This is a genomic window from Rhizobium sp. BK456 (assembly GCF_014194045.1).
Classification (GTDB): domain Bacteria; phylum Pseudomonadota; class Alphaproteobacteria; order Rhizobiales; family Rhizobiaceae; genus Rhizobium; species Rhizobium redzepovicii.
The window spans coordinates 78703-91882 of record NZ_JACIAO010000004.1 but is presented as its reverse complement, the minus strand read 5'-3'; the positions used below and the strand labels follow the sequence as shown (position 1 = coordinate 91882).

The following is a 13180-nucleotide window of genomic DNA, read 5'->3' as shown; positions in this document are numbered from 1 at the left end:
CTATCTAGGCGACGGTCCCTTGAGAAAGATCGTCGCCAGCGGCGGCAACGTCAGCGCCAGGGAAACCGGCCGCCCATGGGCGGGGATGGGTTCGCTCGACAGCGCGCCGTTGACGAGGCCGGAGCCACCATATTCGCGCGCATCCGTGGTGATCCGCTCGATCCACACGCCATCATCAGGCACGCCGATCCTATAGCCGTAGCGCGGCACCGGCGTGAAATTCGATACGACAAGGACGGATGAAGAGCGGTCCTTGCCATAACGGAGCATGCCGAGGACGGAATTGGCGGCGTCGTCGGCTGCTGCCCATTCGAAGCCCTGGGGATGGAAATCGCCGAATTGCAATGACGGCTCTTCCCCGTAGAGGCTATTCAGGTCCTTGACCAGCCGCTGAATGCCGACATGCTGAGGCCGGTCCAGTACATCCCAGCTCACCGAAGCATCATGGTTCCATTCGCCCGGCTGGGCGATTTCGCTCCCCATGAACAACAGCTTCTTGCCGGGATGACCCCACATGAAAGCGAGGTAGCTGCGCAGATTGGCAAATTTCTGCCATTCGTCGCCCGGCATCTTCGTCAGCAGCGAGCCTTTGCCATAGACCACCTCGTCATGGGAGATCGGCAGCATGAACCGCTCGGAATAGGCGTAGATCATGCCGAAGGTCATCGTGCCATGATGATGGCTCCGATAGACCGGATCCTTCTCGATGTAGCTCAGGCTGTCATGCATCCAGCCCATGTTCCATTTGATGTCGAAGCCTAGCCCGCCTTCTTCCGGCGGCTTCGTCACACCCGGCCAGGCCGTCGATTCTTCGGCGATCGTCATTGCATGCGGGCAGCGCTCGTGGACGATGCTGTTGAGGTGCTTGAAGAACTCAACCGCCTCCAGGTTCTCCCGCCCGCCATACTGATTTGGAATCCATTCGCCTTCGTTGCGGCTATAATCGCGGTAGAGCATCGAGGCCACGGCATCGACGCGCAAGCCGTCGACATGATAGCGCTCGAGCCATTCGAGCGCGCTGGCGATCAGGAAGCCTTTCACCTCGTTGCGTCCGAGATTGTAGATCAGCGTATTCCAGTCGCGGTGAAAGCCCTCGCGCGGATCCTCATGCTCGTAGAGCGCGCTGCCGTCGAAGCGGGCAAGACCCCAGACATCCGTGGGGAAGTGAGCCGGCACCCAGTCGAGGATGATGCCGAGCCCGGCGCCATGGCAGCGGTCGACGAAATAGGCGAAATCCTCCGGCGTGCCGTAGCGGCCGGTCGGAGCAAACAAGCCGAGCGGCTGATAACCCCAGGAGCCGCCGAACGGATGCTCCATGATCGGCAGCAGTTCGATATGGGTGAATCCCATGTCGCTGGCATAGGGAACGAGGCGCTGGCTGAGCTCGACCCAGTCGAGATACCTGTTGCCGTCCCGCCCGTCGCGCAACCAGGAGCCGGCGTGCACCTCATAGACTGACATCGCGCCTTCCAGCCTTTCCTGGCGGGAGCGGTCCCTCATCCAGCCGTCATCCGTCCATCGAAACGGCGTCGACGATGCGACGATCGAGGCGGTGGATGGGGCAGCTTCGCTCGCCCTCGCCACCGGATCGGCCTTTTGCGGCAGGCAGGTGCCCTCGGCATCGACGATCTCGAACTTGTATCTTTCGCCGGCGGCGAGGCTCGGAATGAACAGCTCCCAGACACCCGCCGATTGCCTCAGCCGCATCGGATTTCGCCGCCCATCCCAGGCATTGAAGTCGCCGACGACCGAGACGCGGCGGGCATTCGGCGCCCATACGGCGAAACGAACGCCTGATATGCCGTCGATCGACATCGCCACTGCGCCAAGCGTGCGGCTCAGACTGTAATGCGTGCCCTCCGATATTAGATGAAGGTCGAGCTCACCGAGCAGCAGGCCGAAACTATAGGGATCCTCGGTGATCTGCACCGCATCCGGCCATGTGATCTTCAGCCGGTATCCGGTCCTCAAACCGGTTGCCGCCGCGAACAGGCCGGCGGGATGGGCGACACTGAAGGGCGTCACCACCCGTCCACTCCCAGCCTCGATGAGATCGACCGCCTCCGCCCCGGGCAGATAGACCCGCACGATGGTCATCCCGCCGCTTTCATGGGGACCGAGGATCGAAAAAGGATCGCCGTGGCGCCCATCGATCAGAGCCCAGAGGGCATCGTGCCCGATTCCGGCGAGAAGTTCCGAGCGCTCAACATTCATGCCGGGACCCCCGCCAGACGCGAGACGATTTCGGTGAGGCCGGAAAGCGGGATCGGAAGCCATTTCGGCCGGTTGCGGGCCTCATAGGCGATCTCATAGGCGGCCTTTTCGAGAAGAAAGGCATCGAGGACCCTCCGTCGTTGATCGGGTGGCATATCAAGCGCCTTCGATGCCGAAACCGCCTGCGCATAGGCGTCGAGAAACGCCTCTTCCGCCTGGCGCCCGAAGCGGGCGATGGCCTCGCGCCGGACTTCGTTCTCATGTTCGATGACGGCGTCGTTATCAAGCTGGGCGGTGGCGACGAGATAACTCAGTGACCTCAAAAGCCCGGCGACATCGCGCAGCGGATTGGTCTTGGCGCGGCGCTCGGCCAGGTTTTTCGCGGGCTCGCCCTCGAAATCGATGATGACGGCATCGCCCTCGCTGACGAGGATCTGACCAAGGTGAAAATCGCCGTGCGTGCGCGTCATCAGCGTATGGCGCGTGGCCTCGGCCAGCGTCGCGGCAAGCTCGACGAGTTCGGAGCGGCGCTTGAGCAACGGCGCTGCAAGCAGGTCGATCGCCGGATCGGCATTCTCCTCCCGTTCGGCAAGCTTCGACATGGCATAGGCGACTTCGCCGGCAACCGCCTTCTTCATCGCCTCGACTTCGCTGTCGCCGGCGATTACCGGGCTGAAGGCTTCGTCCGCAGTCTCCCCGGCAAGCACGACATGCAGTTCTCCGAGACGCATGCCGACCATCGCAACGAAGCTGATCAGCGGCTGGAAGACGTCGTCGCCCGGCTGGACGGCCGGGTCGTTCAGCACGAGTTCGTCTGCCCCGCGGCGCAGGTTGTTCAGCATCCAGTTCCAGGCATCGCCCTGATTGCGGATCGCGCCTTGGACGATGATCAATGTCGAGCGGCGTCCACTGGAGTCCGTGTGCGCGACCTCGCCGAGCAAGGGCGCGGTGTGATCGTAGCCGGCGCGGGTGAGATAGCGCGTCATCTCGACTTCCGGATGAATGCCGGGAAAGATGTGCCTGATCAGCTTGATCATCGCCAGATCGCCGACGATCAGCGAACTGTTTGACTGTTCGGCCGAGAGCCAATGGACCGGAAGGTCATCGGTGACGGCAAGACGGTCGAGCCGTTCCGTGCCGAGAAATTCGAGCGTGCCGGTGCGGCCGGTGGTGCGCGAGCGGTCGCCAAGCCCGCGCAGGATGCCGCGCGCCATCGCCTCCACGGCAAATCCGTCCGTCAGGAAACCGACGCGCCGGCCCTGGCGGACCCGACCGAGCGCAAGCTGCTGGGTCAGCACCGATGGTTGCGCATCGTCCCAGGCGACCGCCAGCGGCAGCTGGTAGGATTCGCTATGGTTCGGCAGCACGGCCTCCAGTTCGCCGAGAACAATCCCGTCGGCAAAGGGGATCGGCGTTGCGGAGATCAGACGCGCCGCCTGCAGCGGCTGGTCCTTTGCCCCGAACCACCGCCGCTTCGCCAGATAGGCCGGCAGAATTTCGTTGCTGAGAACGCGTGCAAGCTTGGGTTCATCGACAAGGTCGAGCAGGCCGCGACGGGTGACCATCGTCACCAGATCGGGAAGCTGCTCCGGCGGAGCGGTGCGCCATGCCGGCGGGTCGGCATCGGCTTCCAGCTGGAACCAGAAAAACCCGTAGGGCGGCAATGTCAGCAGATAGGTCAGCTGACCGATCGGCGGAAAGGGCGACATGCCGGTCAATTCGATCGGAACGCGGCCCTCAAAGCTCGACAGGTCGAGTTCCACGGCCTGCGGCAGGCGCGAGAGGTTTGCGACGCACATCAGCGTCTCGCCTTCATATTCCCTGAGATAAGCGAGGATCTTGCGGTTCTCCGGCGCGAGGAACCGCAGCGAACCACGGCCGAAGGCCGGATGCCGACCGCGCAGCGCCAGCATCTTGCGCGTCCAGTTGAGCAGCGAATGCGCGTCCGTGCTCTGTGCCTCGACGTTGACGGCCTCGAAACCGTAGAGCGGATCGGCGACCGGCGGCAGGACGAGACGCGCCGGGTCTACCCTGGAGAAGCCGCCATTGCGGTCCGGAGACCATTGCATCGGCGTCCTCACCCCATCCCGATCGCCGAGATAGATATTGTCGCCCATGCCGATCTCGTCGCCGTAATAGATCACCGGCGTTCCCGGCATAGAGAGCAGCAGCGCGTTCATCAGCTCGATGCGCCGGCGGTCGCGCTCCATCAGCGGCGCCAGGCGCCGCCTGATGCCGAGATTGATGCGGGCGCGCTTATCGGATGCGTAGGTTTCCCAGAGATAGTCGCGCTCGGCGTCCGTCACCATTTCGAGCGTCAGTTCGTCGTGGTTGCGCAGGAAGATCGCCCATTGGCAATTCTCCGGAATCTCCGGCGTCTGCCGCAGGATATCGGTGATCGGAAACCGGTCCTCCTTGGCGATCGCCATATACATGCGCGGCATTAGCGGAAAGTGGAAGGCCATGTGGCATTCGTCGCCGTCGCCGAAATATTCGCGCGTATCCTCCGGCCATTGATTGGCCTCGGCCAGCAGCATCACGCCGGGATGGGTGGCATCGAGAGCGGCACGGATGCGCTTCAGGATCGCATGGGTTTCCGGCAGGTTCTCGTTGATCGTCCCCTCGCGCTCGACAAGGTAGGGGATCGCGTCGAGGCGGAAGCCGTCGATACCGGTTTCCAGCCAGAAGCGCATCACCTTCAGCAGTTCCTCCATGACCAGGGGACTGTCGAAGTTGAGGTCAGGCTGGTGGGAATAAAAGCGATGCCAATAATAGGCGCCCGCCACGGCATCCCATGTCCAGTTGGACTTTTCGGTATCGATGAAAATGATGCGCGTTTCCGGGAATTTCTGATCGGTATCCGACCAGACGTAAAAATCGCGCTCCGGGGATCCGGCCGGTGCCTGACGGGCGCGCTGGAACCAGGGATGCTGATCGGAGGTGTGGTTGATGACGAGCTCGATGATGACGCGGATATTACGCTGGTGTGCGGCGTCGACGAAGGCGCGAAAATCCTCCAAGGTGCCGTAATCGGGGCTGACATTGCCGTAGTCGGCGATGTCGTAGCCGTCGTCGCGGCGCGGCGAGGGAAAGAAAGGCAGCAGCCAGATGGCATTGACGCCGAGCGCCGCGATGTGATCGAGCTTGGCGTGCAGGCCGGCAAAGTCGCCGACGCCATCGCCATTGGCGTCGTAGAACGACTTGATGTGCAGCTGGTAGATGATCGCATCCTTGTACCAGAGGGGCTGCTCAATGCCATCGGGGTTCATCGTGTCCATTCATGCCTCCGCTGCTCGAACGCGCCAGATCGCAAAGGGCAGGATCTCAGGGTTCAGGCTGATGCTCTGCCGTTTGCCGGTCCATTTGAAACGATGCCCACCGACCAGATCCTCGGCATCCAGCGTGCCGCCGTCGCCGAGCGACCAGTGCCAGAGCGGCAGTTCGACATCGCTTTGCTGAAAATTGTGAGGGTCGAGGCTGATCGCGATCAGCAGGACATTGTCGCGGGCCTTACTTGCCTTTTCGAAGAACAGGATATTGTCATTCCAAGCATTCAAAAGCGTCAGCCCGAGATGCGAATGCAGGGCAGTGTTCTCGTTCCTGATACGGTTGAGCATCCTGATTTCGTCGACGATATTGCCCGGCCGGTCATAATCCCAGGCGCGGATCTCGTATTTCTCGCTGTCGGCATATTCCTTGCGCTTGACATCGGGTCGCCCCTCGCAGAGCTCGAAGCCGTTATAGACGCCCCACAGGCCAGAGAGAGTGGCGGCAAGGGCGGCGCGGATCAGAAAGGCCGGGCGCGGCGCGTTCTGGAGAAAGTCCGGATTGATGTCATGGGTGTTGACGAAGAAGTGCGGACGGAAGAATTCCTTCGCCTCCGTCTCAGTCAGCTCGCGCATATATTGCTCGAGTTCCCATTTGGCGTTGCGCCAGGTGAAATAGGTGTAGGACTGGGAAAAGCCGATCTTCGCCAGCCTGTACATCACTTTGGGCTTGGTGAAGGCTTCCGACAGGAAGACCACATCGGGATGACGCGCTCTGATATCGCCGATCAGCCATTCCCAGAAGGGAAAGGGCTTGGTGTGCGGGTTATCGACGCGAAACAGCTTGACGCCCTGGTCCACCCATAGCTGGACAACATCCCTCAGCTCCATCCATAACGAGGGCAGCGCGTCTTTGGTGTAGAAATCGACGTTGACGATGTCCTCATATTTCTTCGGCGGGTTCTCGGCATATTTGATCGTGCCGTCCGGGCGCCAGTCGAACCAGCCGGGATGTTCCTTCAGCCAGGGGTGATCCGGCGACGCCTGGATCGCAAGGTCGAGGGCGATCTCCAGCCCGTGCCGGCCCGCCTCCTCGACCAGCCGGCCGAAATCCTCGAAATCGCCGAGCTCGGGATGGATGGCATCGTGGCCGCCCTCCTCGGAACCGATCGCATAAGGGCTCCCGGGATCGCCGGGACCGGCCTTCAAGCTGTTGTTGCGCCCCTTCCGGTTGGTCGAGCCGATCGGGTGAATGGGCGGGAAGTAAAGCACGTCGAAGCCCATGCCGCGGATATCGGCCAGCCTCGGGATGACGTCGTCGAAGGTGCCGTGCCGGTTGGGATCACCGCTCTGCGAGCGCGGGAAGATCTGGTACCAGCTGGCAAAGGCCGCTTCCTTGCGCTCGGCATCGACGGCGCTTGCCGTGGAGCGGAGCCGGAACGGCCGCCTGTCGGCTTTGTTCATCAGCTCGGATGTCTGGGGATCGAGCAGGATCGCCGTCCGCTCGGCGTCCGAGGCGCTTTCGAGACTGTCGCTCAGGGCGTGCAGTTCGGGGCCGAGCGCTGCCGGCGCCCCGGCCTGTGCGGCGTGGACGAGGTTCAATCCCTCCTGCAGCTCGAGCTTCAGGTCGAGCCGGGCGTCGTTCTTCTTGGTCAGCTCGTAGCGGAAGATCGCAAAAGCGTTTTTCCACGCCTCGACGGCGAACTCGTAGCGGCCGGTGCGCTCGAGCAGGAACTCGCCGCGCCAGCGGTCGTTTTCGATAAGATGCATCTCCGTCTCGTTCCAATCCGCCATGGCGTCGAGCGGCCGCCAGAGCAGGACGGCGGCGATCGGGTCGTGGCCGTCGGCGAAGATGTCAGCCTCGACGGTAACGATGTCGCCCACCACCCGCTTGACCGGAAAGCGCCCATCATCGACACGCGGCGTGATGTTTTCGATGGCAAGCCGAGGCGATGCCGTCGCCTGCGTGATCTCCAGGGCGGGTCTGGAGGTGATCGGCGTTGGCGCCTTGCCTTGGATGACCAGCGCCTCCCCTGCCCGCAGGCGGAGAACCCCACCGTCGGCTGCGACGGGCAGAAAGCCGGAGGCCGCTTCGCGAAGTGCCGTCACCGGCGCGGGCGCGCTTCGCCGAAGGTCTCTGTTCAGCAGGATGAAGCGCACATTGTCGGCGCTGCGCAGATCCTGCACCTCGGATTGCAGGAGTGCCGAGACCGGCCCATTGGCGTTGCGGATCAGGCGCAGCGATGAAGCAGGCGCATGGTCGATCGTGCCGATTTCGCTATTCGCACGCCGGATTTCGGAAGAGAGATCGAAAGCCAGGTCGTGACGCAATCCCCTGAGACCCGACCTGTTGCCATGCGTCGGATCGAGCGGCGTGGCTGCGCCATATTCGAAGCCCATCGGAACCATCAGGCCACCCCCGAGCGAAGCAGCAAGGCGCAGGGCTCTCACGGCGCGCCGTTCAAGGATTTCGCGGCTCTCGGTTCCGTGCGCGATACGCCGCGCGAATGGCGGTTCCGGAAAAGCGATCTGCCAGCCGAGCGGCTGCTGCACGCGATGCTCGTCGATGAACCATCTCTCGTCGAAATCCCACCAGGCCATCGACGAAAAACAACCGTTGAAACCTGCCTCGTTGATACCCCCCCTCACCGCAAAATCGGTGCCGGGCGTCCACGCGAGGAATTGCGCCTCGGTCTTTTCGCGCACCGCCGCCATCAGCGATTTGAAAAACGCCGGCGTCGCCCGATCTATCCCAAGCACCCGATAGCCGGCGAGACCGGCGTCGGACAGCCGCTGCAGCCGTTCGGTCCATTCCGCCAACAGCTGCGATTGTCGTTCCGCCCCCATCGCCGCCATCGGTTCTGCCGGGTCCAGTGGCGAGCGTCTCGGATCGACGGGACGAAATCCCGCCTGAGGATGCCTCCCCCTGCCGTCGAGCATCAGATCCATCATCAAGGCAACGCCGCTCTTGCGGCCAGCCTCCGCCAAGCGCGCCACCCCATCCCCGACATCGCTTCCGAGCGACAGTTCAGGATCGAGACGATCGAAGTCCCGGGAAGCAAACACGCTGCGCTCCCCGTCCCGGTCGAAGAGGGGCGCCGTCAGCACGTGATCGAAACCGGTGTCCGCCGCATGGTCGAAAACCTCGCGCCATGCATCGATGCCCTGGAGAAGGAGCGGATTGGCATAATAGATCCGGGGTGGGGTGCTCAACACACCCCCGTTCGCAGAAAATAACATCGGCCGCCGCCTCGAGTTGCTTTTCAGGCAAACTTCCTTTGGCGGTTGTTGTTCCACCGGCACGGCCAATTCGCGGCTGTACGAAAGCATCAGCCGCATCGGCGCCGGATCGAGGGGACGTATTTCGTTCGAGCACCAAAGCCCGCCCAGGGGACGAAGAGACTTGAGAATTCCAGCCGCATCCGGATAATCTTCCGCCGTCCGGGGAGAGGGAGTCAGGTGGCTATTGAGCGCGCATCCAAGCTTCGATCCATACTCGTCGCCGCAACCCTGTCGGCTTGCATACTGTGCCTCACCTCCTGGAGCATCGAAACCGATCGTTCGACAGAATTAAAACACGGCCTGTTCGAAATTCGCGAGGAGGCCAGGCGCTTCGTCGCGCAGGAGAACGCCAGTGAGCACGAGCAGTGGAACGTGCTGGAGCCCAACGCGAAGGTGCTGGTTCCCCGATGTGCGGTCCCGCTTCAGACACAGTGGACGCCGAAGAGCCTCGGCCGCTCAAAACCCAGCGTGATGGTCGTCTGCCCAGACGCGGTGCCGAATGCTGTGATGAAACGGTGGGATGTACATGTCCCAGTAGAGCGAAAGACGCACCACCCTTAAGGGCGAGCACCCGAGCTGATTTGATGTACTGAATGAGAGACCGATTGCAATAGAGGCGACCAGACGTGAATGCACCGGTAGAATTGTGCTCATATCCCGAACTTGACGACCGGATCGTGATCGTTCGGGCGGGAGATGAAGTCGATGGCGTGTTTGTCCGGACCGAGAGGTTCAGCGTCCTGATCGATACGCTTGGAACGCCCGAGCTATGCCGGATGGCGCTGGATCTGCTAGAAGAAAAGACGGCGGCTCGCCCCTTGATTGTCATCAATTCGCATATGGATTGGGATCACTTCTGGGGAAATGCCGCCATTGCCGGCCGCGCTCCGATTATCGCGCATGCCGCAGCACTCGACCGCTTGCGTGATCCCTCCGAGCAACAGGTTCTGAAAGACAAGGCTGGCCAGGAACCGCGGTTTCGCAATGTCGAGCTCATCGGTCCCGATATAACCTTCTCCGGCTCGATGCTTCTCAACGGCGGCGATCTGACGCTCGAACTCATCCATACGCCCGGGCACACGCCCGACCATATCGCCGTCTGGATTCCCGAGCTTCGCATCTGCCTGGCCGTCGATGCGGTGGAATATCCTATCCCCGAAGTCTGGAGTAAAAGTGCCGAAGACCTTCGCCTGATCCGTTCATCGCTGGAGCGGATCCGTGATCTCGAACCGAGGCTGGTCATCCCCGCGCATGGCCAGACATCTTCGCCTTCGACGGTGAAGGCAAATCTTGCCTATTTCGAAGCCCTGGCCGAACGTGTCGACGGGTTGAGCGAGAACCAGCTGGCGGACGTTCAGCTCAGCCGCTCAAGCGGTTTCCGGCTTGAAGATTTCATCGCCATCCCCGACGGCATGCCTGCGGAAACGGTGACGTTCTACCGGAACTGCCACGAGACAAACCTTGGCGCCACCCTTCAGGCCCACATGGAAAAACGGAAATCCGCGTAGATGGATCTGCAGGGGGAGAATGACATAAAGCCATTGGAAGGCGGACGAACCGGGCAGATCTGGCGCGACGGCGATACCGTCGTTAGACCATCAGGCGCGTGGACGCCCACGGTGCACCGGTTTTTGCGCCATGTCAGGGACAGAGGTTTTCTGGCGGCGCCGGAGCCGATCGACATCACAGGGAAAAACCAGGAGATCGTCAGCTTCGTCGCCGGGCGCGTCTGCGAAGACCTGGGCGACACGTTTGTCGGATCGGAGCGCATGCTGGTTTCGGCGGCCAGGCTTCTGCGCGATTTTCACGCGGCATCACAAGGGTTTCTGGAGCAGGATGGTGAAATCCAGACGTGGATGCTGCCGCCACAGGAACCGCGGGAAATCGTCTGCCACGGAGATTACGCGCCTTACAACGTCGCCACGACAGAGCATGAGGCTGTCGGGATCATCGATTTCGATACCGCGCATCCCGCACCGCGACTCTGGGATCTGGCCTACGCGGTCTATCGCTGGGCGCCTTTGTCCGATCCCTCCCATCCCGGCGTGCTGTCAGGTCTCGATGAACAGCTGCGGCGGGCGGAAATCTTCTGCACGGCCTACGGGGCAACGGCAAAAGAACGGCAACAGCTCCCGGAGATGGTCTGCGGGCGGCTCCAGGCGCTTGCCAATTTCATGCAGGCAAGGGCTTCGGCCGGAGACGAGACCTTCGCGGAGCACGTAGCCGCAGGGGACGCTCAGCTGTATCTAAGCGATATCGACTATGTGCAGCAACATCGAGACCGACTGCTGAACGCGCTCCTATAGCTAGAGCCACTTCCTCCGACGGAAGAAGCCAAAGAGGCCGAGACACAGGACGCCGATGACGCCGAGCACGACGAAGTAGCCATACTGGGTTTTCAGTTCCGGCATATCGCTGAAGTTCATGCCGTAAATGCCTGCGATCGCCGTGGGAACGGCGAGAATTGCCGCCCAGGCGGCGAGCTTGCGGGCAATCGCCGTCTGCTCGGTCTGGCCGATCATCACGCTAGCCTCGAAGGCGAAGGCCAGCACCTCGCGCAAAGCGTCGATATCTTCCTGAACCCGGCGCACGTGATCGGTCACATCGCGAAACAGCGACTGAAGCGTCGGATCCATGCCGGGAAGATCGATGTGCTCATATCGCCGGCAGACGTCGACGAGCGGCACAACGGCATTGCGCAGCCGCAAGAGCTTCCGCCGCAGCAGATAAAGCCGCTCGATATCGGACTTCCCCAGCTGTTCGCGCAGCACCAGATCCTCGAGCTTCTCGACCTCCTCCTGCACGACTTCGATGACCGGCATATAGTTGTCGACGATGAAATCGAGGATGGAATAGAGGATGTAATTTTCACCATGGGCGAGCGCCGCGGGCGTTGCTTCGCACCGTTGCCGCACCGACAGATAAGAGGACGAGTCACCGTGGCGAACGGAGACGACATAACCGCGGCCGACGAACAAATGCGTTTCGCCGAAGATGATTTCGTCATCCTTCATATGGGCGGTCCGGGCAACGATGAACATTGCGTCCCCATAAATCTCCAGCTTCGGTCGCTGGTGGGGCTGTGCCGCGTCCTCGATCGCCAGTGCATGGAGATTGAATTCGGCCTGGACCTGATGCAGCAGCACTTCGTCCGGCTCGTGCAGACCGATCCAGACGATGGCGTTCTCCCGACTGCGCCATTCGCCGGCTTCTTCTATCCTGATGTCGCGAATGCGCTGCCCATGCTGATACACGGCGGCAGCCACGACGCCGGGCCGTTCATAGGGCAACGATGCCGAACCGCCGCCCGCCTGCGCGGAAATTTCGTCCAGATCCTTCAGCCGTTCCAAATCCTGCCGTCCTCCCGCTCCCGCACGGATCACGCATCCGCACCAACGCCGGCCAGGCGTCGCGTCGATCATAATGCTATTTCGTAAAACATGCATCCGTCTCAGTGCGGAACCAAGAAACGCTGATTGCGCATTGGCTTTTGTCAGCTCTGCGCCAGCGACTCATTGCAGAACGCGCAACCCACATCACGTGTCCGTGGAAATGTCATCCCAGTCCTGATCCATGTAGCCGATCAGCCAGTTGAGGGCGTAATGCCATTCGTAGACCACGCCCTTGTCCAATCCGGTCGGCGGCTCTTCACCCTTCAGTCTTGCGTTCACGGCCGCCCAATCATAGCGGTAGATCAGGTCGGCGGCGTCGAGCAGTTCTTTTTGCGGGCGCAGTTTGGCGCGACGCATCAACCCGTCCGTTCCCAATTCGCGAAGCGTTTTCGCAATGAACGGGACGTCGCAGATATGGTCGGGACGTTCGAGCTGCGGCGAAATCCCGAGTGCCCACAACATGACGTGCACGCCTTCGTAACGCCACGCGAAGTTTGCGCGATCCTGATCGGAGGGATCAGGATCGTCCATGAAGGCCTTTTCTTTCGGGGTGAAAAAACTCACTGCATCGAACTGCCGGATGAGAGCCTGACCCATGGCATGGTCGCCGGTCTCGCCTTTCACGGCAACGATCGCAAGCGCGATCGTGCGTTGCACGACCGCCTTGGTATTTCGGCGGGTACTCTCGCTCTCGGGCTCGACGGTCGGCAGATGATCGATCGTCGGCACCCCTTCCGATTGAAGCTGGGCGATAGACCGGGCTTTGCGCGCCCCTGCCTCATCGGCGGGTTGCGAGACGGCTGCCTGAACCGGAAGGATCAATGCAAGAAGGGCAGAAAACAGGCGCTTCATCATGTATGGCTCCTCTCATCTCTTTGACGCATCGATAAACATTTCCAGCGCGATCGGGATATGTTTTGCGCAAAAGCGACGTCGGTTTCCGGAAGGGTTGGTAAACGGCATTTTACATATTGAGCAAATCGTTAAATTTTTCTCGGTACAAATGTCCCTAGCCAAGCCGGTATG

General features: G+C 61.6%; 8 protein-coding genes. 3 read left to right on the top strand and 5 right to left on the bottom strand.

The window, feature by feature from the left end; all coding sequences use genetic code 11:
• Genes glgB through FHX03_RS13260 form a run of 3 tightly spaced genes read right to left on the bottom strand, consistent with a single transcriptional unit; the run spans nucleotide 1 to nucleotide 8720 of the window.
• On the bottom strand, nucleotides 1–2214 hold the full coding sequence (gene glgB / locus FHX03_RS13270) for a 1,4-alpha-glucan branching protein GlgB (protein WP_183854030.1): 2214 nt from the start codon (nucleotides 2212–2214) through the stop codon (nucleotides 1–3).
• Nucleotides 2211–5492: a maltose alpha-D-glucosyltransferase gene (treS, locus tag FHX03_RS13265; RefSeq protein ID WP_131710504.1), complete on the bottom strand. Its 3282-nt coding sequence runs from the start codon at nucleotides 5490–5492 to the stop codon at nucleotides 2211–2213. The genes glgB and treS overlap by 4 nt, the downstream gene beginning before the upstream one ends.
• On the bottom strand, nucleotides 5493–8720 hold the full coding sequence (locus FHX03_RS13260) for an alpha-1,4-glucan--maltose-1-phosphate maltosyltransferase (protein ID WP_183854028.1): 3228 nt from the start codon (nucleotides 8718–8720) through the stop codon (nucleotides 5493–5495).
• A gap of 219 nt (nucleotides 8721–8939) precedes the next feature.
• Here FHX03_RS13260 and FHX03_RS13255 point away from each other — a divergent pair, with 219 nt between their 5' ends.
• From FHX03_RS13255 to FHX03_RS13245, 3 genes are all read left to right on the top strand, one after another.
• On the top strand, nucleotides 8940–9323 hold the full coding sequence (locus FHX03_RS13255; RefSeq protein WP_179867150.1) for a hypothetical protein: 384 nt from the start codon (nucleotides 8940–8942) through the stop codon (nucleotides 9321–9323).
• 65 nt (nucleotides 9324–9388) lie between these two features.
• Nucleotides 9389–10270, top strand: a complete 882-nt coding sequence (locus tag FHX03_RS13250; protein ID WP_183854027.1) for an MBL fold metallo-hydrolase — start codon at nucleotides 9389–9391, stop codon at nucleotides 10268–10270.
• Nucleotides 10271–10294: 24 nt separating this feature from the next.
• Nucleotides 10295–11068: a phosphotransferase enzyme family protein gene (locus FHX03_RS13245; protein ID WP_097628144.1), complete on the top strand. Its 774-nt coding sequence runs from the start codon at nucleotides 10295–10297 to the stop codon at nucleotides 11066–11068.
• On the opposite strand, the gene FHX03_RS13240 is transcribed toward FHX03_RS13245, so the two are convergent.
• Both FHX03_RS13240 and FHX03_RS13235 read right to left on the bottom strand, forming a co-directional pair.
• Nucleotides 11069–12112: a magnesium and cobalt transport protein CorA gene (locus tag FHX03_RS13240; protein WP_097628073.1), complete on the bottom strand. Its 1044-nt coding sequence runs from the start codon at nucleotides 12110–12112 to the stop codon at nucleotides 11069–11071. It abuts the gene before it with no gap.
• Between the two features lie 186 nt (nucleotides 12113–12298).
• Complete coding sequence (locus tag FHX03_RS13235) at nucleotides 12299–13009, bottom strand: DUF4272 domain-containing protein (RefSeq protein WP_097628074.1); 711 nt, start codon at nucleotides 13007–13009, stop codon at nucleotides 12299–12301.
• Nucleotides 13010–13180 lie beyond the last annotated feature (171 nt).